General features: G+C 44.0%; 22 protein-coding genes. 7 read left to right on the forward strand and 15 right to left on the reverse strand.

Annotation, left to right across the window (positions count from 1 at the left end; all coding sequences use genetic code 11):
- The 3 genes from J7K63_00665 to J7K63_00675 form a co-directional block, all read right to left on the reverse strand.
- A partial coding sequence (locus tag J7K63_00665; GenBank protein MCD6233539.1) for a carboxypeptidase-like regulatory domain-containing protein occupies positions 1 to 1,880 on the reverse strand: 1,880 nt, incomplete at its 3' end.
- A 115-nt stretch (positions 1,881 to 1,995) separates the two neighbouring features.
- Positions 1,996 to 3,783: an aminopeptidase P family protein gene (locus J7K63_00670; protein ID MCD6233540.1), complete on the reverse strand. Its 1,788-nt coding sequence runs from the start codon at positions 3,781 to 3,783 to the stop codon at positions 1,996 to 1,998.
- A 37-nt stretch (positions 3,784 to 3,820) separates the two neighbouring features.
- Positions 3,821 to 4,261, reverse strand: coding sequence for a hypothetical protein (locus J7K63_00675; GenBank protein MCD6233541.1), 441 nt, complete (start codon positions 4,259 to 4,261; stop codon positions 3,821 to 3,823).
- Between the two features lie 180 nt (positions 4,262 to 4,441).
- Between J7K63_00675 and J7K63_00680 the strand changes: the two genes are divergently transcribed.
- The 3 genes from J7K63_00680 (at position 4,442) to J7K63_00690 (ending at position 7,292) form a co-directional block, all read left to right on the forward strand.
- Positions 4,442 to 4,969 carry a flavin reductase gene (locus J7K63_00680; protein ID MCD6233542.1) on the forward strand — a complete coding sequence of 176 codons (528 nt, stop codon included), beginning with the start codon at positions 4,442 to 4,444 and terminating at the stop codon, positions 4,967 to 4,969.
- A 94-nt stretch (positions 4,970 to 5,063) separates the two neighbouring features.
- The gene (locus J7K63_00685; GenBank protein MCD6233543.1) at positions 5,064 to 6,185 is read left to right on the forward strand and encodes a dipeptide epimerase; all 1,122 of its coding nucleotides are present in this window, start codon (positions 5,064 to 5,066) and stop codon (positions 6,183 to 6,185) included.
- 3 nt (positions 6,186 to 6,188) lie between these two features.
- Positions 6,189 to 7,292: a pyridoxal phosphate-dependent aminotransferase family protein gene (locus tag J7K63_00690; GenBank protein ID MCD6233544.1), complete on the forward strand. Its 1,104-nt coding sequence runs from the start codon at positions 6,189 to 6,191 to the stop codon at positions 7,290 to 7,292.
- Positions 7,293 to 7,372: 80 nt separating this feature from the next.
- On the opposite strand, the gene J7K63_00695 is transcribed toward J7K63_00690, so the two are convergent.
- The 3 genes from J7K63_00695 to aspS form a co-directional block, all read right to left on the reverse strand.
- Entirely contained in the window at positions 7,373 to 7,540 is a 168-nt protein-coding gene (locus J7K63_00695; GenBank protein ID MCD6233545.1) for a hypothetical protein, read from the reverse strand.
- A gap of 76 nt (positions 7,541 to 7,616) precedes the next feature.
- Positions 7,617 to 8,252: a serine/threonine protein phosphatase gene (locus J7K63_00700; protein MCD6233546.1), complete on the reverse strand. Its 636-nt coding sequence runs from the start codon at positions 8,250 to 8,252 to the stop codon at positions 7,617 to 7,619.
- A gap of 131 nt (positions 8,253 to 8,383) precedes the next feature.
- Positions 8,384 to 10,153 carry an aspartate--tRNA ligase gene (aspS, locus tag J7K63_00705; GenBank protein MCD6233547.1) on the reverse strand — a complete coding sequence of 590 codons (1,770 nt, stop codon included), beginning with the start codon at positions 10,151 to 10,153 and terminating at the stop codon, positions 8,384 to 8,386.
- 124 nt (positions 10,154 to 10,277) lie between these two features.
- Between aspS and J7K63_00710 the strand changes: the two genes are divergently transcribed.
- The 3 genes from J7K63_00710 (at position 10,278) to J7K63_00720 (ending at position 12,567) form a co-directional block, all read left to right on the forward strand.
- Entirely contained in the window at positions 10,278 to 10,619 is a 342-nt protein-coding gene (locus J7K63_00710; protein MCD6233548.1) for a hypothetical protein, read from the forward strand.
- Positions 10,620 to 10,645: 26 nt separating this feature from the next.
- Positions 10,646 to 12,136 carry a family 10 glycosylhydrolase gene (locus J7K63_00715; protein MCD6233549.1) on the forward strand — a complete coding sequence of 497 codons (1,491 nt, stop codon included), beginning with the start codon at positions 10,646 to 10,648 and terminating at the stop codon, positions 12,134 to 12,136.
- Positions 12,137 to 12,207: 71 nt separating this feature from the next.
- A complete protein-coding gene (locus J7K63_00720) occupies positions 12,208 to 12,567 on the forward strand; it encodes a response regulator (GenBank protein ID MCD6233550.1) in 360 nt (119 codons plus the stop codon).
- A 171-nt stretch (positions 12,568 to 12,738) separates the two neighbouring features.
- Here J7K63_00720 and J7K63_00725 read toward each other — a convergent pair whose 3' ends face one another.
- The 9 genes from J7K63_00725 to J7K63_00765 form a co-directional block, all read right to left on the reverse strand.
- Complete coding sequence (locus J7K63_00725; GenBank protein ID MCD6233551.1) at positions 12,739 to 13,887, reverse strand: FAD-binding oxidoreductase; 1,149 nt, start codon at positions 13,885 to 13,887, stop codon at positions 12,739 to 12,741.
- Positions 13,874 to 15,955, reverse strand: coding sequence for a (2Fe-2S)-binding protein (locus tag J7K63_00730; GenBank protein MCD6233552.1), 2,082 nt, complete (start codon positions 15,953 to 15,955; stop codon positions 13,874 to 13,876). Before J7K63_00730 ends, J7K63_00725 begins: the two co-directional genes overlap by 14 nt.
- Positions 15,956 to 15,965: 10 nt before the next feature.
- The gene (locus J7K63_00735) at positions 15,966 to 16,775 is read right to left on the reverse strand and encodes a hypothetical protein (GenBank protein ID MCD6233553.1); all 810 of its coding nucleotides are present in this window, start codon (positions 16,773 to 16,775) and stop codon (positions 15,966 to 15,968) included.
- Positions 16,775 to 17,260 carry a hypothetical protein gene (locus J7K63_00740; protein MCD6233554.1) on the reverse strand — a complete coding sequence of 162 codons (486 nt, stop codon included), beginning with the start codon at positions 17,258 to 17,260 and terminating at the stop codon, positions 16,775 to 16,777. The genes J7K63_00735 and J7K63_00740 overlap by 1 nt, the downstream gene beginning before the upstream one ends.
- Positions 17,247 to 18,317, reverse strand: a complete 1,071-nt coding sequence (locus J7K63_00745) for a branched-chain amino acid aminotransferase (GenBank protein ID MCD6233555.1) — start codon at positions 18,315 to 18,317, stop codon at positions 17,247 to 17,249. The genes J7K63_00740 and J7K63_00745 overlap by 14 nt, the downstream gene beginning before the upstream one ends.
- A gap of 155 nt (positions 18,318 to 18,472) precedes the next feature.
- Positions 18,473 to 19,117 carry a deoxynucleoside kinase gene (locus J7K63_00750; protein MCD6233556.1) on the reverse strand — a complete coding sequence of 215 codons (645 nt, stop codon included), beginning with the start codon at positions 19,115 to 19,117 and terminating at the stop codon, positions 18,473 to 18,475.
- Positions 19,105 to 20,403, reverse strand: a complete 1,299-nt coding sequence (gene mtaB, locus J7K63_00755; GenBank protein ID MCD6233557.1) for a tRNA (N(6)-L-threonylcarbamoyladenosine(37)-C(2))-methylthiotransferase MtaB — start codon at positions 20,401 to 20,403, stop codon at positions 19,105 to 19,107. Before mtaB ends, J7K63_00750 begins: the two co-directional genes overlap by 13 nt.
- A gap of 12 nt (positions 20,404 to 20,415) precedes the next feature.
- The gene (locus J7K63_00760) at positions 20,416 to 21,489 is read right to left on the reverse strand and encodes a glucose-1-phosphate thymidylyltransferase (GenBank protein ID MCD6233558.1); all 1,074 of its coding nucleotides are present in this window, start codon (positions 21,487 to 21,489) and stop codon (positions 20,416 to 20,418) included.
- Positions 21,490 to 21,492: 3 nt separating this feature from the next.
- Complete coding sequence (locus J7K63_00765) at positions 21,493 to 22,815, reverse strand: hypothetical protein (protein ID MCD6233559.1); 1,323 nt, start codon at positions 22,813 to 22,815, stop codon at positions 21,493 to 21,495.
- Between the two features lie 369 nt (positions 22,816 to 23,184).
- Between J7K63_00765 and J7K63_00770 the strand changes: the two genes are divergently transcribed.
- Entirely contained in the window at positions 23,185 to 23,511 is a 327-nt protein-coding gene (locus J7K63_00770) for a hypothetical protein (GenBank protein MCD6233560.1), read from the forward strand.
- Positions 23,512 to 23,610 lie beyond the last annotated feature (99 nt).

Consider the following 23,610-nt stretch of genomic DNA (forward strand, 5'->3'; position numbering starts at 1 on the left):
CGGTTTTTCGGGGCGATCGGCGTAAATAAATTGGGATCTCTGGGATCAGAGAGGACATGAAAATTCGGATTAAAATAATCAAGCCGAATGCCTGCATTGACAACAATCGTGTTGTATTCAATTTTATCCTGAATGTAAGCAGACAGCTGCCAGGGCTTTACAGGGTTGTCGTGAACATAATCAGAAAAATCCTTCAAAACACTGTTTGCCTGTTCAATGGTCTCGAATGAGGCAAAGAGATAGTCTTGGAGAGTGGAAAATTTTCCATCCACCAGCATGTCAAAATTGGCATTTCCGGATTGCCCATCCAGGCCGAATTTAAATTCGGAAAGGCTGGTCTGTTTAAATTCCACGCCGGTTTTAATTTCATGATGAAGGGTGATCTGATTGACATAATCTGCTTTCAGACTTGTCATGTTTAAACGGCGTTCATAATACTCGTTCTCCATTCCGCCGACATTGAACGTATGGAGAGGTTTTCCGGAATTACTGGTTGCCGTATTGATAATATCCATATTGATAATTTCATCCGGACCGTAAGGATAGTGGTGATAATTGCTGGAATACCGGGACAATCCGAACGTCATATAAGACCTGGACGAAATACCGCGGTGAATATTGATGTTGTGTGCAAAAGCCCGGTTGTATTTCTTATTGAGTCCGTCCGGAGTGTAGCGCCAATCATGGCTGTATTCGGTCCAGGAAATATAATCGCCAAAAAGATTCGGCAGGTTATTACTGATAAAATTGTAGGATATTCGAAGTGTGGGATTGATTCGCCATGAGAGTTTTGTCTGAAAATTCAGTTCTTCCGACGTATTCATGGGAACCCATGCCCCGTCTCCCGTTTCATATAAAATAGTCAGAGTATCATTGGCAGGATCGCCGCCGTAATTGGGATTAATTGACAACATGTGGGACATAAATGTTTCGTAATTATCCGTGACAACCACTGAATCCGGTGAATCAAGATGGTAAAAAAAGTTGTCCGTATCAAAACGCCGTTGGCCCCACAAATGTCCCTCGTGAGTGTAATATCTCACATTCGTATAGAAAAAGAGCTTATCTTTTACAATTGGTCCTTCAAAAGATAGTTGCAAATTCTTAATACTGAATGGATTAATATTATCGATATGAGGAAAATAGTCAGTCTCATTGGAGATATAATCCCCAAAATATGTGTGGATATTGCCGCTGAAGGTGTTTGACCCGTCCTTTGTGACGATATTGACAACACCGGACATGGCATTTCCGTATTCCGCATTGAAGGATCCGGTGATGACCTGTAGTTCCGCCACAGCACCGGCATCTACCACAACACCTTGGTTTCCGGTAAAAGGATCGGTCACGGGGACACCATCCACCATATACATAGTCTCCCCTTTTCGTCCGCCCCTGAAATGTCCGTCTACAATGCCAGCCTTGGTTCCGATGACCTCGCTAACGGTTTCGATGGGCATATTGGCAATATCCTCCGCACTGACATGGGAAGCCGACGATGTCCGGTCACGAACAATCATAGGGCGATCGGCAACAACCGTTACCACTTCACCTTCCACCGCTTCCACGCGCATTTCAATGTCAAGATTCGTGGTACGGTCCACAGATACAGAGACATTTTGTAAGGACTGTGGTGCATACCCAATCATGGAAGCCTGAATTACATATTCCCCTGGAGGCACATTCAAAATGACAAAATCCCCGTTCATATCCGATGCGGCGCCCAGGTATGTGCCTTCAATGATGATATTACACCCTATTAACGGTTCACCGGTCCGGGCATCCGTTACCTGCCCGATAATTTTTCCCGTTGTACTCGAATATAGCCATCCGGATGCTATAGATAGTATACATGATAAAACAAGAATTTTAAGCTTCATCTTCTTCCACTCAGTTAATTATTCAAACAACTTTTGAAAAATATAAAATGACAGAAAACATAAAACAAATAAAAAGTCACTCAATTCTTAACAAATATCTTTTTTTCAGGAAACGTCAAGAAATTTCACGTGTCTGCTTCATCAGCCATTGCTGTTCTTCTTCAGTCAGGAGAGGTGATATTTTTTTCCGGACCCGGGCATGGTATGTATTTAGCCATTGCTTTTCTTCAGGTGTCAGGAGCTTTGCATCAATCAAAGAGATATCAATTGGACAGAGAGTGATTGTTTCAAATTCAAGAAAGCCCTTTTTTGAAGATTCCCGGCATAGAATAAGATTTTCGATCCGGATACCGTATTTCCCTTCAAAGTAGATTCCCGGTTCGTTGGACATGAGCATCCCTGCTTGCAGGGGCACATCCGATTTCAGGGATATACGCTGAGGTCCCTCGTGCACATTGAGGAAACACCCGACACCGTGTCCTGTTCCATGGCCATAATTGAGTCCCTCCTGCCACAGAAATTTCCGCGCCAGAATATCGAGATTGGCACCGGTTGTCCCCACAGGAAAGACGGCCCGGCTTAAATTGATCATCCCCTTCAGAACCCAGGTAAAGTGCTTCTTCTGGTCAGCTGTTGGTGCAGAGAGAGCAATCGTACGGGTAATATCTGTTGTTCCGTCTAAATACTGACCTCCGCTGTCCACCAGTAAAATACCTTTCGGTTTTATGACAGATGCCGTTTTCTCCTTAGCCGAATAATGCACAATCGCTCCGTGTTCCCCGTATCCGGCAATGGTGGAAAAAGAGAGTCCCCTAAATAGAGGCTGTTCAGACCGGAATTTTTCTAATTGATCGGCTATAGTTATTTCCGTATGCTTCTCATGTTTCACTGCTTTATAAAGCCAGGCCATCCACCGGACCATGGCAGCCCCGTCCCGGATATGAGCCGACCGGATTCCATTCTGTTCAACATGGTTTTTAACACTTTTAAAAAGGGCCGCCGGGCTTTCCCCTTCAATCACTTTATGAGCTGACTTCCTGATCAGGTGTTCATGAAAGGAGGATGTCCTTTCGGTGTCAATGAGCACATGCTGGCCGGAACACAGCTCAGGCAGCATTTTATGGACATCTTCATAGTGCTTGAATGTTACACCCTCATCCCGGAGCTCTGAGTCCAAATCTTCCGGAACCTTTTCGGGATCGATAAACCAAATAATCCGATGCCGATCCATCCAGAGATAAGAAACAATCAGAGGATTGTATTCAACATCCCTCCCCCGGACATTCAAAATCCAAGCGATTTCATCCAGAAGTGTAAAAAGAATGCCTTCGGTATGGTTTTCCAGTAAATATTTCCGAATGCGGTTAATTTTTTGGGAACTCCCTTCGCCGGCATAATCCATGATATAACGATAAGCAGGATAGTGCGGTAAGGATGGCCTTTCACTCCAGATGCAACCGACAAGGTCTAAATTTCCCTGATATACATAATCCTTTTCAATAAAAAATTTATGCCATGTTTTAACCTTGGTAGCAGACAGGCAGGTACCGTTGAAACCGATGACCGATTTCGGAGGGAGTTTTTTCACTATGTATTCTTCGACAGAAGGAACCCCAGGATTTCCGTACCGGAAAAGAGTGATTCCGGATCCGGCCAGCTCTTTTTCCGCCTGTATAAAATAGCGGGAATCCGTCCATAATCCGGCAAAATCCCGGGTAACAACCAAGGTCCCTGCCGAACCGCTAAATCCCGAAAGCCATTTCCGTGTCTGCCAGTGATCCGGGACATACTCACCCAAATGGGGATCAGACCCGCTATCATACCAAAGATCAATACCCTCATCTGCCATGACACAACGTAATTCTTCAACATGAGCAATATGTTTTTCTGCTGTTTTCATCACTTTTGTCTCACTCCCCGGTTTCATTTTCTAAGAATTATCAGTTTTCAGCGCCTTTAGTTTTAAAGTAATCCTGGTACTCTTTTTGCATTTCCCGCAACTGTTTTGACAGGTCATTCAGTCTGAATTCGATTGAATTCATCACATGGAATTGAAAATGCTCCACTTTTGTCTGTTTATGAATCATCCAGACAATTTTAATTGAGACCAGCAATAATCCGATTTCGAGAGACAGAACAGAGGGTAAAAAATCTGCAAATTTAAAAATATGCCGAAGAATGTCGAAAGCAAAGAGCAAAGCCACAATAATTAAAAAAATAAAATTTATTTTCCGGTCTTTTTCAACCGATTCGATCCCGCCTATTTGTCCGACCAATTGACGGATCTTCTCCTTTTCGGCTTTAAACTCCTCCAGTTCACGTCGTAAAGCTTCGGTATCTTTATTCCGGATATTGTCACCAATTTTATCCCGCATATTCATCACCCTTGTTTTTCAAACCTTTTCATGACGTTTTCAACATGAGTTTTCATAGAAAATTTGCAACAATATAAGGTTTTCATAAAAGATATAAAAACAGCTTTCACCGGATTAAAAGAGATTCCATCCTTTTATTTTTATTCTAAACCGTTAAATTTCACAAAAAAATCGGGGAAACATCTCATGAAAAAAGACTTGAAGAAAATCGGATTAAAAAAACTTGAATCAAAAATTTTTAAACTATGGGATGATCAGTGGTTTTTGTTGAGTGCCGGTGATTTTAAAAAGGGGGACTTCAACACGATGACTGTTGCCTGGGGGAGTTTGGGCATTATGTGGTCTGTCCCTTTTGCCCAGGTTGTTGTCCGCCCCACACGCCATACCTATCATTTCATGAATAAATATAATGACTTTACCTTGTGTGCCTTTCCGGAGAAATACAGAAAAGATCTGTCCTATCTCGGATCTCATTCAGGCCGGGATGAAGATAAAATTGCAAAAACAGCCCTTACTCCTTGTGCTTCAGATTATGTGAAAGCTCCCTCTTTTGAAGAAGCTGAACTGATTATTGAGTGTCAGAAAATATATGAACAGGATATGGATCCGGATAAATTTCTGGAAGATTTTATCCATACGAAGTATAAAGAAAACGATTACCACAGAATTTATTTTGGGAAAATTCTGAACCTGCTTCAGGCGAATCGACAATAGTATTGACAGCAAAGAATGTTCTTTGAACCTGAGTAAACACTTTTCTAACTTTTAATACGTTCAACCCATCATATAAACACAGAAAGGTTTTGCCATGACTGAAAATATGTATCCTGCCATGAAGATTGATAAAATAAATATATACCCTTTCAACATTGAAACTGAGGAAATCTTTAAAATTGCCACCATGAGCCTGAGTGGTGCAAGGAATGTTCTTGTGGAAATCAAAACCAATCAGGGTCTCACAGGCTGGGGAGAAGCGAGTCCTTTCCGGGCGATTGTGGGTGAAACTCAGGGCATTGATCTTGCCGCGGCGGTTGAACTCCGGGAGGTGCTTTTGGGTAAAAATCCCCTGGAAGTCATGGCCCGGACGGAAGAGATGGAAGCCTGGCTCCCCTTCAATACAACCATCCGTTCTGCTTTCGACATGGCCTTATATGATATTGCCTCCCAGGCAGCAGGTTTACCCCTTTATGCCTATCTGGGGGGAACGCGTCGACCGGTGGAAACCGATTTGACCATTGGAATCGGAACCGCTGAAGAAGCGGCGGAAAAGACAAAAAAGATTCTGAATAAAGGCTTTCGGATGATCAAAACCAAAGTGGGTATCTCCATTGAGGATGATTTGAAACGGTTGAGAGCCATCCGGGATACCGCCGGTCCGGACATAAAAATCCGGATCGATGCCAATCAGGGCTGGGACCGGGTAACGGCTGTCCGCTGCCTGGATAGCTATGAAGAACTGGATATCGAATTCTGTGAACAGCCGGTCCGCGCCCGGGATTTTGAAGGACTTAAATATGTCTCAGACCACTCAAAGATTCCCATTATGGCCGATGAGTCTGTCTTTTCACCCCAGGATGCACTGGAGATTATCCGGACCCAGGCAGCGCCCCTCATCAATATCAAACTGAGCAAATCAGGCGGTATTTCGGCCGGACTTAAAATCGCCCATATAGCCCAGGCTGGTTATATTTCATGTATGACAGGCTGCATGTCCGAATCAGGATTGGCAAACACGGCTTTTACCCACTTTGCCATGGCTAATTCAGCTGTAAAATATTTTGATCTGGATGCCAATGAAGGACATGTAAATGAACCGATCAAAGGGGGTGCCATTTTTGAAAAGGGCCATGTGATCGTCCCGGATGAGCCGGGTATCGGAGCCATTCCGGAACCGGATTTCATCAAAGAACTCAGCAGGGAGAAAATATAATCCATGAAAAAAAATGTCCCGGTTTTACGGGCGGTCGATCCTACTCATGTGGAATTTGAGGGGGATACATATCTTTTTTTTGGAGGATATGATTATCACCGGCTTTCCTGGCATCCTGAAATCATGGATACCATGAACCGGGCAGCACGAAAATATGGCATCAATAGCGGTGGTTCACGGTGTACAACCGGAAACCACCCGTTGCATATCGATCTGGAGAGAACTCTTTCACGCTTTTTCAACCTTGAAGATGCCCTCCTGCTCCCTACCGGATATTTAGCAAATATTGCCCTTTTCCAGGGATTGAGAAAGCACTTTGATATCGTCTTTATCGATGAAAAAAGTCACCCGTGTATCCGGAACGGGACTTATGTGGCGGGTATGGAGACACTTGTATATCCCCACATGGATGGTGACTTTATTGAGAAACAGGTTCAAAAGTTACCCCGAAATAAAAAAAGATTCCTTATAGTTACTGAAGGAACCGGCTCGGTGTACAGTCCGATTGTACCTGCTGACCAATATGCCCGTATAGCAGAAAAATATAATGGTATGTTATTGGTGGATGAAGCACATACCGCCGGAATTCTGGGACAAACCGGCCGGGGCATTCGGGAGCATTTTAAAATTTGTGCGGACCGTTATTTGATTTCAGGTACATTAAGCAAAGCCTTTGGAACGTATGGAGGATTTATTGCCGGCGGAAAAAAGTGGATTGAAACTATTCGGTGCACAGCCCATGCCTATCAGGGAAGCTCTGCCTTTCCCCTGCCCCTCTGTGCCGCCGGTATAAAAGCCATTGATATTATTGACCGATCTCCTGAAAAAGTTCACGTGCTGCAACAAACAAGTCTGAAGGTGAAAAAATATCTTGCCGAAAAAGGATTTTCCCTTCCCCTCACTCCCACACCTACAATTCCCGTACTATATGACACGCCGGCTCAAACAGAAAAACTGAAAAAAATTCTCAAACAGGCCGGGATTTATCCAACATACATTTTTTATCCGGGCGGTCCAAAAGCAGGGTACTTCCGTTTTGCCCTTTCCAGTGCTCATTCCGAAGAAGATATTAAAACGTTTCTTGAGTGTATTGATCAAAGCCTTTAAAGAATAAGATTATAACGGAGCTTTTTTATGGAATACGGCTTTTTAATTAGCACCAGTATCGTCAGGCACAAAACACCGGATTAGCGGATCAGTACTGCCTTCCGGATCTGCACTTCAGTTCCGGACTCAAGCCTGATCAGATAGATTCCGCTGCTGTACTCCACAGCATTCCACATAAAACGGTGTTCGCCGGCGTGGGTTTTCGGCAGTGTAATTTTCTTTCTGTAAAAAGGCTCAAAGTTTTTCAAATTCAGGTAACAAACAAATGAAAGGAAAAACAATGAGCCTGGAAAAAAGTACGATATGTCATTTTTTCAACACTAATTAATATACATTCACTTCATACTTTTGTAGCGTCACCATATCCATAGATGTAAGGACCCGGAAATATCCGGCACCGGTATCGAGATTTATCACATTATATTTATTTTTTTCAGCAGGTCCTGAAAGGGCTGTGTGTCCTAAAAAGTACCGGTCATACGGCAACCGGGGATCCTGTTCAAATACCCAAAAGTGCCGGTCCCACGTAAGAACTTCAGGGTCCTGGTCTTTTAGCGGGATTCCCGGTGTGATCCCCCCGTGAAAGACGGCTATGGAGAATTTCCCCAGGTCAATTTCACGATAATAGGGCATCTTTTCGTAATATTCCAAAACGATTTCGCGGGAGAGGGATTCTTTTTGCCATGAAAAGATAGTTTCATAACCGCCTTGACGCAACCAAATCATAGGTGCATATCCATGGGTTAAATACTCCAAAAACCACATATCATGATTCCCGCGGACTGATAAAACCTTGTGTTTAATGCAAAAATCCAAAACCTTAGCCGAATCGGGGCCACGGTCCGTCAAATCACCTACACAGTAAAGCATATCCCTTTTCGGAATATAATCCGCTTTCTTCAGGACACGGATCAGTGCATCAAACTGTCCGTGGATATCACCAAGAATGAGATGACGCATGATGTTAGTTGGCAGTGAGCAGTCGGCAGTTGTGAGTCAGGACATAGGTAACAGTTTTGTGTCATGTGTTGTTGAATGATGAACCAGCATCTGCACACACAACCAAATTCTCAACTCAAAACTCCAACTCACTACTCATAACCCTCCACTCTTAAATGGAGTTCTTTCAGCTGTTTTTCATCCACCACATCGGGGGCATTATCCATGGGGGATTGGGCGGTGGTAGTTTTGGGGAAGGCAATGACCTCACGGATGGAATTTGTCCCGGCCAGAATCATCACCAGCCTGTCAAAACCAAAGGCGATCCCGCCATGAGGTGGAGCTCCGTATTGAAAGGCATCCAGAAGGAAACCAAATTTCTGACGTGCATCTTCATAGGATATCCCCAGAACCCGAAACATCTTTTCCTGCAATGTTTCACGATAGATACGAATACTGCCTCCGGCAATTTCATTGCCATTCAGAACCAAATCATATGCCATGGCGCGGACCGATTCGGGATCTGTTTCCATACTGTCTTCATCCTCCGGACGGGGAGACGTAAAAGGATGATGCATCGCCACGTAACGGTCCTCTTCCTCACTTCTCTCAACAAGGGGAAAGTCGTTGACCCACAGTGCTTTATATGTATCTTTCTCAATCAGGTTTAAATCTTTTCCCAATTGTAAACGAACAGCCCCAAGCGCCGTTAATGCCGTAATCCATGCATCAGCACTAAAGAAAATCAGATCCCCGGGATTTGCACCGGACACCGCAATCAATTCCCTTGCCAGAGAATCATTAAAAAACCTGGAAATACCGCCTGAGAGTCCTCTCTCCTCTACCTTAACAAATGCCAGTCCTTTGAGGCCGTATTTCCTGGCAAGATCTGTATATCCATCTATTTGTTTCCGGGACAAATTGCTCCCACCGGGGACCCGCACTCCGCGAACCACTCCCCTTGAGGCCAGCACGGACCGGAAAATCTGAAAATCGGATTTTACTGCTATTTCATCTAAGGCAAATAATGGCAGATCAAAACGGGTATCGGGCTTGTCACTCCCAAAAGTTTCCATGGCATCATGGTAGGATAAAACAGGCAACGGTAATGTCAGATCAATATCTTTCACTTCTTTCATCACACTGGCTAACAGGCGTTCTCCCATGTCTCTTACATCCGGCTCATCCACAAAACTCATTTCGATATCAATCTGGGTAAATTCAGGTTGCCGGTCCGCCCGAAGATCCTCATCCCGGAAACATTTGACAATCTGGTAATATTTATCAAAACCGGAGACCATCAGAAGCTGTTTATAGGTTTGGGGAGATTGTGGCAGGGCATAAAAGTGTCCCTTATGCAGACGGCTGGGGACAAGAAAATCCCGGGCACCTTCCGGAGTGGATTTCATGAGAACTGGCGTTTCAATTTCCAGAAAATCCTCCCGGTTTAAAAAGTGCCTGACAGCCTGGGCTGCTTTATGGCGTAGCAGAATATTTTTTTGCAGGGTTCGTGTCCTCAAATCCAAATAACGGTATTTAAGACGCAGATCTTCACTTCCCGTTTCCCGCCTTGTAATTTCAAAAGGCGGTGTTTTGGCTTTATTTAAAAGTTCCACCTCTTCTGCCAACAATTCCAGAGTGCCGGTCTCCATTTTTGGATTAACAGCTTCCTCAGGTCGCAGGGCAAGTTGTCCCTTCACCGCAATAACATCTTCAGGAGTCATTTTTCTCACACTTTCACGCAGGGATTCCGGCAGTTCGGTCCCTACCCTGACCTGAATCATGCCATACCGGTCCCGGATATCCAAAAAATATATTCCTCCCAAATCTCTGCGGGTATTTATCCAGCCATTGACAATCACGGTTTGTCCCACCAGGGACTCTTTTAATTCATGGCATCGGTGTGTACGCTTTAAATTCATGGTGTCTCCCTGTTTACCGGGTAAAGTTACAGAAAGCAAAGCATTTCTAAAACTGAAAGATATCCGTCGTTTTCAGCCCTTGTAAGCCTGCATAAGTTTATTTAGCTTTATACGGAATCAAGGCATGAACCCGGAAATTTCAGGAGATGTCAATCTTATAAAAAGTAGCCCTGTCTCTGAACTGACAGGCTCCATCAATATCCTCAATGACGCTTACAGAATTCAGCAAACCCTGAGCATTAAAGTAAACGGAAGAATGGCTACATCGGAAATATCATTTCTTTTGAATGTCAAGAAAATATCATCAGACCAACTCTTTGTCAGTTATAAAAAGACATTTATATTGGGTCAAAACCGTGAGATAATCCCCGATAAGGCTTCGGCTGAACATGAACTCAACCGGAACATTTTCATCCGGACCACTCGGGGAGGAATAAACAATCCACGTGTTTTGATATTATTTTGAAATTTACAAAACGATAGGGGAAAGGAATGAAAGTAAAACAACTCATCTTACTGACAATTCTGTTTGCACTCATGGTATCCTGTGCCGGACGGATTGAAGCACCTGTTAAGGAAGCCAGAGCTGTCTGGTATTCCCGGTTTGAATATTGCGGATCCACAAGGACTCATAACCAGGACTCCATCAAACTTCACATCAGTTCGGTGATTGACAAAGCGGCAGATGCCAATTTTAACATCATCCTTTTTCAGATCCGGGGAAATGGAGATGCCTATTACAAATCGGATATTGAACCCTGGGGAAAACATCTGACAGGTGAATTCGGAAAAGATCCGGGTTGGGATCCCCTTGAATACGCTGTAAAGAAGGCACACAGCCGCGGTCTGGAACTCCATGCCTGGATAAACACCTTTCCTGTTTGGCGAGGGACGGAACCTCCTGTGAAAACAAGCCCCCTTTCCCCCTATCTTGCCCATCCCGAGTGGCTCGTGTGTGGTACTTCCGGAAAACCCCAGCCTTTAACAAATCACTATGTATCCTTCTCTCCGGGGATTCCGCAGGTCCATGATTACCTGATTACCCTGGTAAAGGATATCGTCAGCCGGTATGATATTGACGGAATTCACTTTGATTATATCCGGTATCCGGAAGGCAGCACCAAAAACGGATACTCCCATGATTCAATCAGTGTCCGGCGTTTTCAGGATCCTGAAGATGGAAATCCTTACGGACTGGAATGGGAAGACTGGCAACGTGAACAATTGAATCAGTTTGTCTACAAAATGTACAATGCAATCCACGAAATGGATCCGGCCCTCAAAATGTCCGCCTCCACCATAGGCAGTTATAACAAAGGGACATGGAACGGTTATCATGCCGTATATCAGGATGGTCGCCGCTGGGCTGAAATGGGGAAAGTGGATTATCTGGCCCCCATGATTTACTGGGAAAGAACTCATCCCATTCAGCCTTTTATGAAACGAAGTGAAGAATGGCGTGAAAATGCCTTCGATAGATACTGTTTCCCCGGTATGGGCAGTTACCGTTACAACACAGACAAAAAACCCCATACCTGGGATGAAACACTGGGGCAAATCAGAGATATGCGTAAAAAAGGGTTCCCGGGTTTTGTCTTTTTTGATGCCGGCAGCCTTGAAGGACACTGGGAGGATTTAGGGTTCAGGGAATTTGCCACTCCTGCCAACATTCCCCCCATGCCCTGGTTGAAAGTTCAGGATCCCGTTTTACCTGAAAATATTACCGTAGAAATGCTGGATAAAAACCTGATCCGGATCCGTTGGAACAATACGACAGATCAATGGCAACGATATAACATATTTGTTGCCAAAGGGGCTGATATCGATTCGCTGTCCTCACATCATCTTCGAATGGTTACACTCCCGGGTGCCAATACAGCCGAACTGAAAATCAGTAACCAGGATACACATATTGCCCTATCCGCACTTAATAAAGCATGGGTTGAAAGCCCTTTAAGCCGGGTTATTCCCTTCAGAGAATAAATAATTCTTGCAAAAGCCTCTTTTTGATAATATACTTTTGAACGAGATTGTCATTCAAATGGGAAATTATTATGAAAAAAATCGTAATTGTAGAAGACGAACGGATAATAGCTGATGATTTACAGCTCACGTTTAAATCGTGGGGTTATAATAACGTTGTGATAGTCAGCTCGGCAGAAGATCTGCTTGAACATCTGGATAATATCAAACCGGATTTAATCCTCATGGATATTATGCTACAAGGTAAAATGAACGGCATTGAGGCTGTCCACATCATAAACAAGAAAAAACCAATCCCCGTCATCTATATTACGGCTTATACCAACAAAGCCACCATCGACAAAGCGATAGAAACCAATCCCCTGGGATATCTTATTAAACCCTTTGAAGAGTATCGGCTGAAAGAAATAGTAGAAGCGGCCTTCAAATAAACGGATTCTGAAATAAACCAAAGACAGCCGGTATATACCGGCTGTTTTTGGTTAGGAAAAGAAAATTGGATGAATGGATGAGCTGATAAATATCAACTCTTGACTTCAGTCCGGGTGATTGGAATGCGATAAGGCGAAGTGGCGAAGCATGAAGCCTCGAGCTTATAAATCTTATTTAAGTTTTTCAGTTTCTTTAAACGATCTGTCAGGGCGAAGTTGATGCAGGATATGGTCATATTCATGAAAAGTATCGGATAAAATTTCCGCTGTTATCTCTCCAAGCCCGGAGCCCAGCATAAAGCCCTGACCACACATTCCCGCCAGCAAAAAATAGTTATCCAAGCCCGGAGCCCAGCCCACCAGAGGAAAACCATCCGGTGTCATAGGATAGAGTCCGCGCCAAATCCTTCGAACTCTCAGATGCCTCAGGCGGGGATAGAGTTCAACCATCCGCCTGGAAATCATCGGCAGAAATTCCGAAGTATTCTCACAATCTTTGCCTTTAATGGGTGGTTCAGGTGTAATACAAAAAACAACCTGTCCTTCATCATTTTGATAAAAATAGAAATTTGAAGAGCCTTTTCCGGGACGAATATCCACAACCATGGGTTCAAAAAACCGTTTAACCGGTTCTGTGATTCCTCCTTCATGAGAATCCGGAAAAACAGGGATATCCAGTCCCAATTTGGCATTCAGTTCCCTGGAATCCGCGCCGCTGGCATCGACAAAAAGAGCAGCACTATATACATCTTTATTTGTTTTTACTGAAAGAATTTTACCTGCATCTCTTTTATAATCCTCTACGGTTTCATCAAAGAAGAAATCGACACCGGCATCCCTTGCCAGACAGGTATAGGCATCAATGAGTTTCAGGGGGCTGGCTGATCCATCCTCCGGAGAAAAAGTTCCGCCTCTCAAGCCGGCAGAAGAAATGCCGGGAACCCGGGATTCCACCTCTTTCCTGTCCGCCCAATAAATATTCAGTTGGTGTTCATGCTGGATTGTTAAAAGTTCTTTCAGGGCAATTTCATCCTTTTGAGTATAGGCAGGAAAAAGGTATCCTCCCTGAAACCAGCCCACATCATACCCGTAAACCTCTTTAAAATGTCGGACAATTTCCAGGCTGCGTTTACAGATTTGAATTTTAGCCGGATCGGAGTGAGTAGCCCTGATGCCGCCGATAGCCGCCCGATTCTGTCCCCTTCCGGCAGAATGGTTCTTTTCGATAACGGCAGTTTTAAACCCCTTCCGGGAGAGATAATAACTTAAAGGAACTCCGATACTTCCCGCACCGGTCACAATCACATCATAATTTTTCATGGGGATCTTCTTCATTAACAATTGATTTCAGAGGTATTTCAACGCTGAGAGGTCTGTATTTTACAGGCACTACATCCTTCAAATCCACACCTGCTTTTTTAAACAGAGCCGGATAGTGTACGGTACAGTTTTTCCCACCACAGGCTCCCATTCCCGCCCTGAGTACCTTCAAATGGTTCATATCCCTGACATGATGCTTTCGGATAAATTGGACAATTTCGCCGGCAGTTACCTGTTCACATTGACAAACCAGGGCATGATCCGGGAAGTATTCAGGGGTCGGATTCGGACGATATCTTGTCACTTCCGGATTCTGAACACGTATTCCTGCAACAGATGTGGCCTTTTCCAGGGGAACTATCACATGAATCAGGTGAGTTTTTGTTTTTTTATCATAACGGATCCGCAGCACCTCCCCTTCGCCGATATCATGGCCTTCCGCATCTCTCAGGGGGATTTGTGAGCCCGTTGAAAATTCGGGAATAAATTCAAAGGGCAAAACGACTTCAGCCTGTTTTTCGTTTTTTTTTCGGGCCAGGACAATCGCAAGACCGGGACAAATGGACACACACTTACCACATCCCGTACAACCTCCGATATATTCAGGGATATCCATCAAATCGTTACGACGGCGTTTAAGGCGGATTGCATTAACGGGACATGACGCCACACAAGGATTGCAGGGAATTTCCTGGCTACAGCGAATCACCGGCTGAAATGTTTCTTTCAGCTGAATGGCCGGTATCTCCCAGGTTCTTCCAGGTTTACTTTTTAAAAGTTCAGCCTTGTGATACCACTCTTCCCGGACAGGCATTTCTTTTCCCATCCGACGGGACAATTCCCGGGCAGCCAGTCTTCCACCAAACATAGCTGATGAGGCTTCAGCAATTTCACCGGCATCCCCGGCCTTTACAACGGGAAAACCATAACGCTTTGCCACATCATAATATTCATCAATAGGCGTGAGTCCGGCAGCGATCAGGAGTGTATCCACCTGAAAAGTTTTTGCCGTATCCAATAGAGGCCTGAATGACTCATCCACCTGTGCAATGGTGATATTCTCTAAAATATCCTTCCCTTCTGCCGATAAAATGGTATGATTCAGCCAGACAGGAACCCCCATTCGCCTGATTTTGTCCGCATGAACCTTATATCCTGTCACTTCCGGAAGTATATCACATATCCCGGCAACTTCAATGCCGGCCTGCAGGGCGTGATAGGCTGCAATGAGTCCCACGTTGCCGCTGCCAACAATAAAAATCCGCTTCGATGACAAAACCAAATCCCGGTTAACCAGTGTCTGAAAGGCACCGGCGCCATATACACCGGGGAGATCATTCCCGGGAAAAACCAGAGATCGCTCTCTGGCACCTGCACTGATCATCAATCCCCTGAAGGCAATTCTGCCATAGTATTTGTTGTCTGCAAAGACACCGGCATAACCATCTTCGTAAATTGCCACAATGGGTGAATTCAATAAAATTTTAATATTGGGATGGTTCCGGACTTTCTCTGATAGAATCCGGGCAATGTCAATTCCCCGAGTTCCGGCATAACAGTCTTCCACAGAACCAAAGAACTTATGCGTTTGAAGCAGTAATTTACCCCCCAGGCGGTCTTTGTCTTCGGCGATAAGTACCGAATACCCCATTTCAGCACATTCAAGGGCTCCTGTGAGTCCCGATGGACCGCCTCCCACCACCAGCACATCACAATTGTACTCTTTCTGGGATGTACCATGATATACCGTGTCGTCATAAGGGATTTCAGGCAAACCATCCAGAAGTTGCACGGACATATTTTCTTCCAGGGGTGTAACACAGGATTTTTGCGGTTTACCGTTGATGATCAGTGTGCAATGAGAACACTGGCCGTTGGCACAGTAAATTCCTCTGGCAGCATGATTTTTAGGGTGCCGCGACAATACATAAATGCCGTTGGCAATCAATGCCGTAGCAACAGGCTCTCCTTTTATTCCCTGATAGGATTTACCATCACATGTAAATGAAACCATTTCAGGCTTATCGGGAACAGTTAAGATGGGGTGTTTAAGAATGCGCTTCTGCATAATAAGGTCCTTAAAGTGGTTGTGTATGGAATGAACTTCTTGTAATGGCCCCCGAAGGAGATTGAACAACCGCGTCGATGCCGTACCGCCCCTCATCCGGAATCAGCAGCCCAGTATCCGTGTTAAAACGCCAGATACCCATTAATCCCGCATCACTCTCAGTCTGGTCATAATGTACAGTCAATTTGGATGGATTGAACCGGTGAAAAGGGATCAAATCATGACTAAGGCTTCTGTCCCATAACCGGCATTCATCGATGAGTCCGGCCCAACCAAGTGTGTTTGGATCTTCTTCATCCTGCCCGATTTCCAGGAGCATCTGATCCACTGAATCGGGAATAGTAGTGAAATAAGATGTTGACGTTCCAATGAGAGTGCTGTCAATCCAGAGTTCTATCAGGGATGCATTATAATTCAGGTTCACGGTCATAAGATGGAACCGGTTATCCCATACCGGGTTTGAAATTGCTGCCCTGATCAGCGTATCGGATACTGATAAAAGATGCCAGTAAGCAGTGGAATCCCTGAATAAAGAGACAGAAAGGACGGATTGAGAGCCTTGATGGACAGAAAACAGAGTCCTGTTTTCGGGAAATATCAGCGTATCCAGAGTAAAAAAGATTTCAAAACACCACACCCCGTCATTCAGAAGCTCAAGGCTGTCATGAGGCCCTATCAGAATACTTTCATTTCCGGAAAGAAGAATCGAATGATATTCTGTTCGTGACTCTTCACAGGCCTGTAAAAGGATTATAACAGCAAAGGTCATCACAATCAAAAAGACAGGAAAGGAATTTTTATTTTTAAACTTATACGGCATTACAGAACTTTCCAGAGAGCAGCTGCAGCGAGAAGAATCAATCCCGATACACCGATAAGAGTCCACCGTGTGCGTTGATACTCTTTTTCCAGATGAGCCAGCTCAAGCATAACCGGTTGCCACTTCATCATGACTACTGCCGTATCACCGGGAAAAATCCTGCATTCCCGGGATGAGCGATACAGGATGTCAAGATAGGTCTCCCTGTCAAGATACCGTATTTTTTTATCAGCTGTCGGCGGAAAAAAGGTGATCAGGTAATCACCGGGTGTCAAATTGCATTCTACGGGAAGAGGTGATTTACCTGCATAGGTTCCATTTATATAAAATGGAATATTATCGGTATCACAAACAATAGAAAGGCATCCGGTGTTTTCACTGTATGCCTTCGAGGCCGTCACACTAAGAATGATAAGAACCAGTCCCAGTATCAGGCTGAATCTTCCCTCTTTTTTCCAAAAAAGACAGTGATTATTTATCGTCATCAATGACTGTAAGCCATCCGAATTTATCGTCTAATTTTCCGTACTGAATACCTGTGATGGTATCATAAAGTTTTTGTGATTTTGGTCCGATCTTTCGGTCGTTAACAACCATCGCTTCCCCTTCATAGCAGAGTTCGCCAACCGGAGAAATAATGGCGGCTGTTCCTGTTCCAAAGACCTCCTCAAGAACTCCCCGTTTATAGGCATCCACAACCTCATTGAAGGCAATCCGGCGTTCTTCCACGGGCCATCCCCAATCCCGGGCAATCTTCAGCACACTGTCCCGGGTAATACCCGGCAAAATGGTCCCATCATCAAGAGAAGGCGTGATCAATGTCCCGTCAATCACAAACATGATGTTCATGGTACCCACTTCATCCACATATTTATGTTCTTTTCCATCCAGCCATAAAACCTGAGGAAATCCTTTTTGTTTTGCCGTCTGTGTTGCATAGAGGCTGGCTGCATAATTGGCGGCAGCTTTAACCTCGCCCAATCCGCCTTTGACTACACGGCTGAATTGGGTATTTACTTCGATACGAATGGGATTTAATCCTTCTTCGTAATAAGATGCCACTGGCGATGTAATCACCATCAACCGGTATGTTTCAGATACTTTCAACCCGAGGGTATTGTCCATGGCAATGATAAAGGGGCGCAGATAGAGAGATGTCCCCCATTCCGTCGGGATGAAATCCCGGTCCAAATTCACCAGTTTTTTAACCGATTCTTTGTAAACATCTTCCGGGACTTCAGGAATGAACATCCTTTTGGACGAATTCACAAGGCGCCTGTAATGACTATCCAGTCTGAAAAGCCGGATCTTCCCGTCAATCCCTTTAAAAGCTTTTTGCCCTTCAAAAACACATTGTCCATAATGCAGGGTAATATTTGCCGGTTCGATACACATAGGTTGATAAGGAATAATCCGTGGTTCTTCCCACTCTTTGTTTTTATAGTCCAAGACCAACATGTGATCGGAAAAATATTTTCCAAATCCAAGGTTTGAATAGTTAATCGATCCTTTTCGGGATGTTTTTACTTTTTCAATTTTCATATTTTCCTCACATTCTTATGGGTTTAACGTACATGATAATATGCAAAATCCGAACCAAACGGGCAATCACCTATTAAAGCAATCCTTAAAAGAAATTTACCAAAGCAGAAACCCCAATTTCAGGAAAATTTTCTATTTCTTCGGGAAATATTTTCTCATTTTTTGGAATTTTGCAAAATTTGATAGATTAAGCGGAAAGATTCCACCCGGAATCCTTCGTCGGCAACAAAATCTTTATTATCTGTCGGTATAACCAGAGTATTAATTTCGCCGCTTTCCTGGAGTGAGTGGATCCAGTTATCGTAGTGAATATTCAATAAATGCAGGTATTCAGGATCGATGGATTGTTCATAATCCCTTCCCCGTTTCCGGATTCGGGAAATGAGGGAATCAGTAGAAGCCTGGAGATAAACAATCAGATCCGGCTTTTTCAGATAGGATGTCATTTCATAGAATATTTCACGATAGCAGTCCCAGTCCCTGTCACTCATATTACCAAATTCATGAATGCTTTTAGCAAAAATCATGGCATCTTCATAGATGGTCCGGTCCTGAACAATGGTTTGTGTAAGATTCTGAATTTTTTTCTGGACCTTAAAGCGCTTACCAAGAAAAAATATTTGCAGGTGGAAGCTCCATTTTTTCATATCCGCATAAAAATCTGAAAGGTATGGATTATCCACAACCACTTCAAAATGCGGCTCCCAACCATAATAGTCGCAAAGCATCCGGGTAAAAGTGGTTTTTCCGACACCGATATTTCCGGCGATTCCGATAAAAGAAGGTTTCACAGAATGCATCCTCTAAGTATGTCTCCATGTACCGAAACAATGCTCACATCATTCATTTCATTCAGCTTAGCCTGGTGTTTTCCGGTTATCGTCTGAATATAATATTCATTAAAACCTTTTGCATCCTTCTCGTTTTCCGATTCCCACAAAACGCGGACTGTTTTTCCGGAAAATTGAGAGGCATAGTGAAAACGGAGGTTTCTGTCCAGCTTGTGCAGAATTTGGCTACGCCTGATTTTTTCATTTTCAGATACCTGATCTTTAAAAATAGCAGCCGGCGTTCCCTTTTTCGGGGAAAAGCGGAATATATGGAGATAGCTGAATTTCAGTGTTTCAATAAAACGACAGGTTTCCAGAAAAAGCGATTCAGTTTCACCGGGGAATCCGGTGATAATATCCGTCCCAATGGATGCCATCGGGATTTTTTCACGGATATACGTTACTTTTTCTGCAAATTCACGGCAGTTGTACTTCCGGTTCATGGCTTTTAGGATAGTATCTGAACCAGCCTGGAGAGACAGATGAAAATGAGGGGCTGTGATCCGGGAACCGGCAATATGATCAATCAGAGCATCTGTGAGGGTGTTCATTTCTATGGATGATATCCGGATTCGTAAAAGCCCGTCTATCTTTTCCAGAGCACGGATAAGATCCAGCAAATCATGATCCCCGTCCCGATAGGCTCCAATATCTATTCCTGTCAGAACAATCTCTTTATAGTGATGATCTGTCACCAGTTTTCTTGTCTCTTCCATGGCATCGGTAAAGGACCTGCTTACCGGCTTGCCCCGGGCATAGGGAATCACACAAAATGTACAGTAATTTGCACAACCTTCCTGAATTTTTATAAAAGCCCGATTCCGGTTTCCCGTACTGCTGATAAAAATGTTTTCAGGGTAAATATCCTGATCTTCATCGCCGATACAGATTAAGGGACTGTCAGACTTGGGAGGTAAATCATCCAGGAATTCTAAAATCCTGAATTTATCACGGTTTCCCAAAATCAGGTCCACACCCTCAATACGGGATACGCTGTCCGCCGCCACCTGGGGCAGACACCCAATGACGGCAATTTTCCCATGGGGTGACGCTTTTACCGCCTGATAAATCGCGCTGCGGGTCTTTCTGTCCGCCTGGTTTGTCACGGTACACGAATTAATCACCGTCACATCCGCCGCTTGTCTGAATGGCACAACAATCCACCCCTGTTCACTAAAAGCGGTTCTCAAGGCGTCTGTTTCCGCCTGATTAAGTTTACATCCTAATGTATGAAATGATACGGTTTTCTGTGTCAAGGGACTATCCTGTCAGCGAATCTGGACCTGGCTCTGGTCACCGATTATAAAACGGTGATTGGCGGGTATTCCTTCGGTTTTTCGAATCACGGCGGATTTTCCCAAAATACTACTTTCAATCCGGATATCAACTTCCCGGATGGCGGCATCATCCATGAGAATAGAATATTCAATTTCCGAATTTAAAATTTCACACCCGTTCCCGATACAGGTATAGGGACCCAAATAGCTGTTGAGAATGCGGCAGTTTTTTCCAACATGCACCGGACCGCGAATAATGCTGTTTTCCACGACGCTGCCTTCTGATAAAAAGACATTACCGGTCAGGACGGACTTATCGTCGGAACAACCCAAATGTTGATTCTGCACATCCTGAAGAAGCATCCGGTTGGCTTCAAGCAGATCTTCCGGTTTGCCTGTGTCTTTCCACCAGCCTGTGATTTCTGAGTACGTAACTTTTCGGTTATGCTCAATCATGTATTGATGGGCATCGGAAATTTCCAGCTCGCCGCGGGGACTGGGTTGAATGGCATGAACGGCTTCATAAATTGATTCGTTATAAAGATAAATGCCTGTAACGGCATAGTCACTTTTGGGCTTTTCCGGTTTTTCTTCAATTGATACAATACGTTCATCGACAATCTGGGGTACGCCAAAACGCTGGGGATCCCGAACCTTGGATAAAACCAGGTGACAATCTGATTTGTTTTCATGAAATGCATTCAGGAATTGTTGTATCCCCCCTCTGAGAATATTGTCTCCCAGATAATAAACAAATGGTTCCCCTTTTAAAAAGGATTCTCCGGTTATCACTGCATGGGCTAGTCCCAACGGCGCTTCCTGTGGAATGTAGGTCAGGCGCACGCCAAACATTTCCCCATTTCCAAAAGTTTTTTCCAGATCCTCAAAATCCGGATTGGTGATAATTCCAATCTCTTTAATCCCGGCTGAAGCCACATACTCAATGGCATATTGTAACATCGGTTTATTAACCAAAGGAATGAGATGTTTGTTGTGAACATAGGTAATGGGGCGCAGTCGTGTTCCCTTCCCTCCCGCCGTGATCAGGGCTTTTCTGAGTTTCATTTATCAATCCTTTTTATTGTTATCATCATCATGAGAATGTGGTGCCGCTTTCCGTAGTTTCATTTCCAGTGCCCTAGGATGAATAATGCTCCCGTTCACCGCTGCTGCGAAATTGGTAAGGATACTGCCAAGATACACATGGTGCCCTTCCGTACGACAGGCCGATTGAAAAAGTTCCGGCGATGTAGTCATTACATGGACAACTTTTGTAAAGATACCCAGACCTTCTTTCAGTAACTTAAAAAAGGAAGAAGGATATATTTCACATCCCAAATCCAGGAAAATTCCTGCCAGTCCATTATTGATCAAATCACTGTAGACCACAGTATCCGACGGCATAATCATCATCTGGACTGCGGAATTGACAGGGTTATAACGCGTCAGTTTCAGGCCGATCTGAAAATCCTCATACCTTCCTGATCCGCCGGCACCTGCCATAATTTTGTGGACAGGTTCATTGGCCAGGGATTCCACCGGAAAAATTTGTATTTCCTCCCCTTCGACAGCCACGGCAATCATAGGGGTTACGGCTGTAAGGTTAATTTCATAATCTTTCTCATATTCCGCTTTTTCGTCCGGTTGATCAAAAAAGGCCTCTTTATCTGTTCTTTGGTTCAAATATTGCAAAACTTCAGTATCTGCTTCAAAAAGAATGTATTCATAACCGAAAGCAGAGAGGACATTAGCCAGATTGAAGCGTTCATGAAGGGGAAGTTCAGCCAATCCTTCACCGGAAAATTCCAGCACGCATTTATGGTTTTCAGGTAAATCATAATTTTTCAGGATATGCAAACCTATATCGATTCCCGTCACCCAATTCCCCAACGTCCCGCCGAAACGGAACCGTGCACTGGGAGGAATCTGAATCCATAATTCACCGGTTGCCAGGGAGAGAGCCATTTCATGAACAGAAGCCAGGACAGGAAAACTGCCCATAACACCCAATTCAGCGAACTGGGGCTCTGCCGAAACGGTAAGCATACCGGGAACAATATGTCCCTGGTTTATCACCACATTGGACGGACACCCGCTGCGACCCACTTCATAATAAGTCTTTATCCGGTGATGATGGACAAATTCCTGGAAATGAAAGGTATCACGGGATTGATGGACCGACTCGACAGGTGAGGCATTATTAACTAAAATAACCTTTTCCGGGCAGAGTACGGCTTTCATACCGCTTTGGTAAAATTTCTGAATAATGCTGTTAATACTGTCGTTAGAGGCAAGAAGCAATTCCGGCTGAATCCGAATCAAATCACCAGAATGCTGATCAGTATGTCCTGTTTTTCTCGATAATATTTTCTGAATCAGTGTTTGCGGCATGTATGAATCCTCCTTGGGTTTAAAGTACCGATATTTTAAATGTAAATCAATCAGAGTTGAGAGCTGAAAGTGGAGAGTATTGAGTGGGAGCTTTGAGTTTGATTCCAGGGAAGAGCGAGAATGAATTTTATAAATTATTGCATTCATTAATGATAATGTTGAATGTTAAAAATGAGCTGCAAGGATATGCAACAAGCTTTATTTGCGATGCTTGTTCATATTTTGATCCGGTCGGTATTTTCAGTTAAAATAAGTATCCCAAACAGGCACAACCCTTCCATTCAATACTCTCCACGCAGCACTTATAGAATATATTTTTTCTTGGAAATCATTCAAGACTCGTGTACACTCAACCAAAAAGGAGATCCTATGAAAGTTTTGGAATTTATACAGAACATGCTGAATGATATCTTTCCCGAAGGGGAATATAACGGATCCTCCACTTTTCAGGATCTGATTGATGGTGATATAGACGAACTGTCTTTGACACATTTTCTCTATGCCATTGAATTGGAATACAAAGTCAATCTTCCCGAAACACTGACAGACAATCCGGATATGGTTCTCAATGATTTCGCAAAGGAAGTAGAGAAACTGTCCCCGTCAGAAGATCCTATGTTCCGGTACAATCTGTTGAAGACGGTTTCTGATGAGATTGCCGCCTGTTATTTTGATGAAGATTTTACAGAAGAATAATCAATTTTTTTCTATCGGTGATTTCAGAAAAAGGCTCATCTTTATTTCATCCCGGACTTTCATGGGACCGAAACCAGGCTCGGAATGGTTAGAATCCGG

It is taken from the genome of Candidatus Neomarinimicrobiota bacterium, from assembly GCA_021157965.1.
Taxonomy (GTDB): Bacteria; Fidelibacterota; Fidelibacteria; order Fidelibacterales; family Fidelibacteraceae; genus Fidelibacter.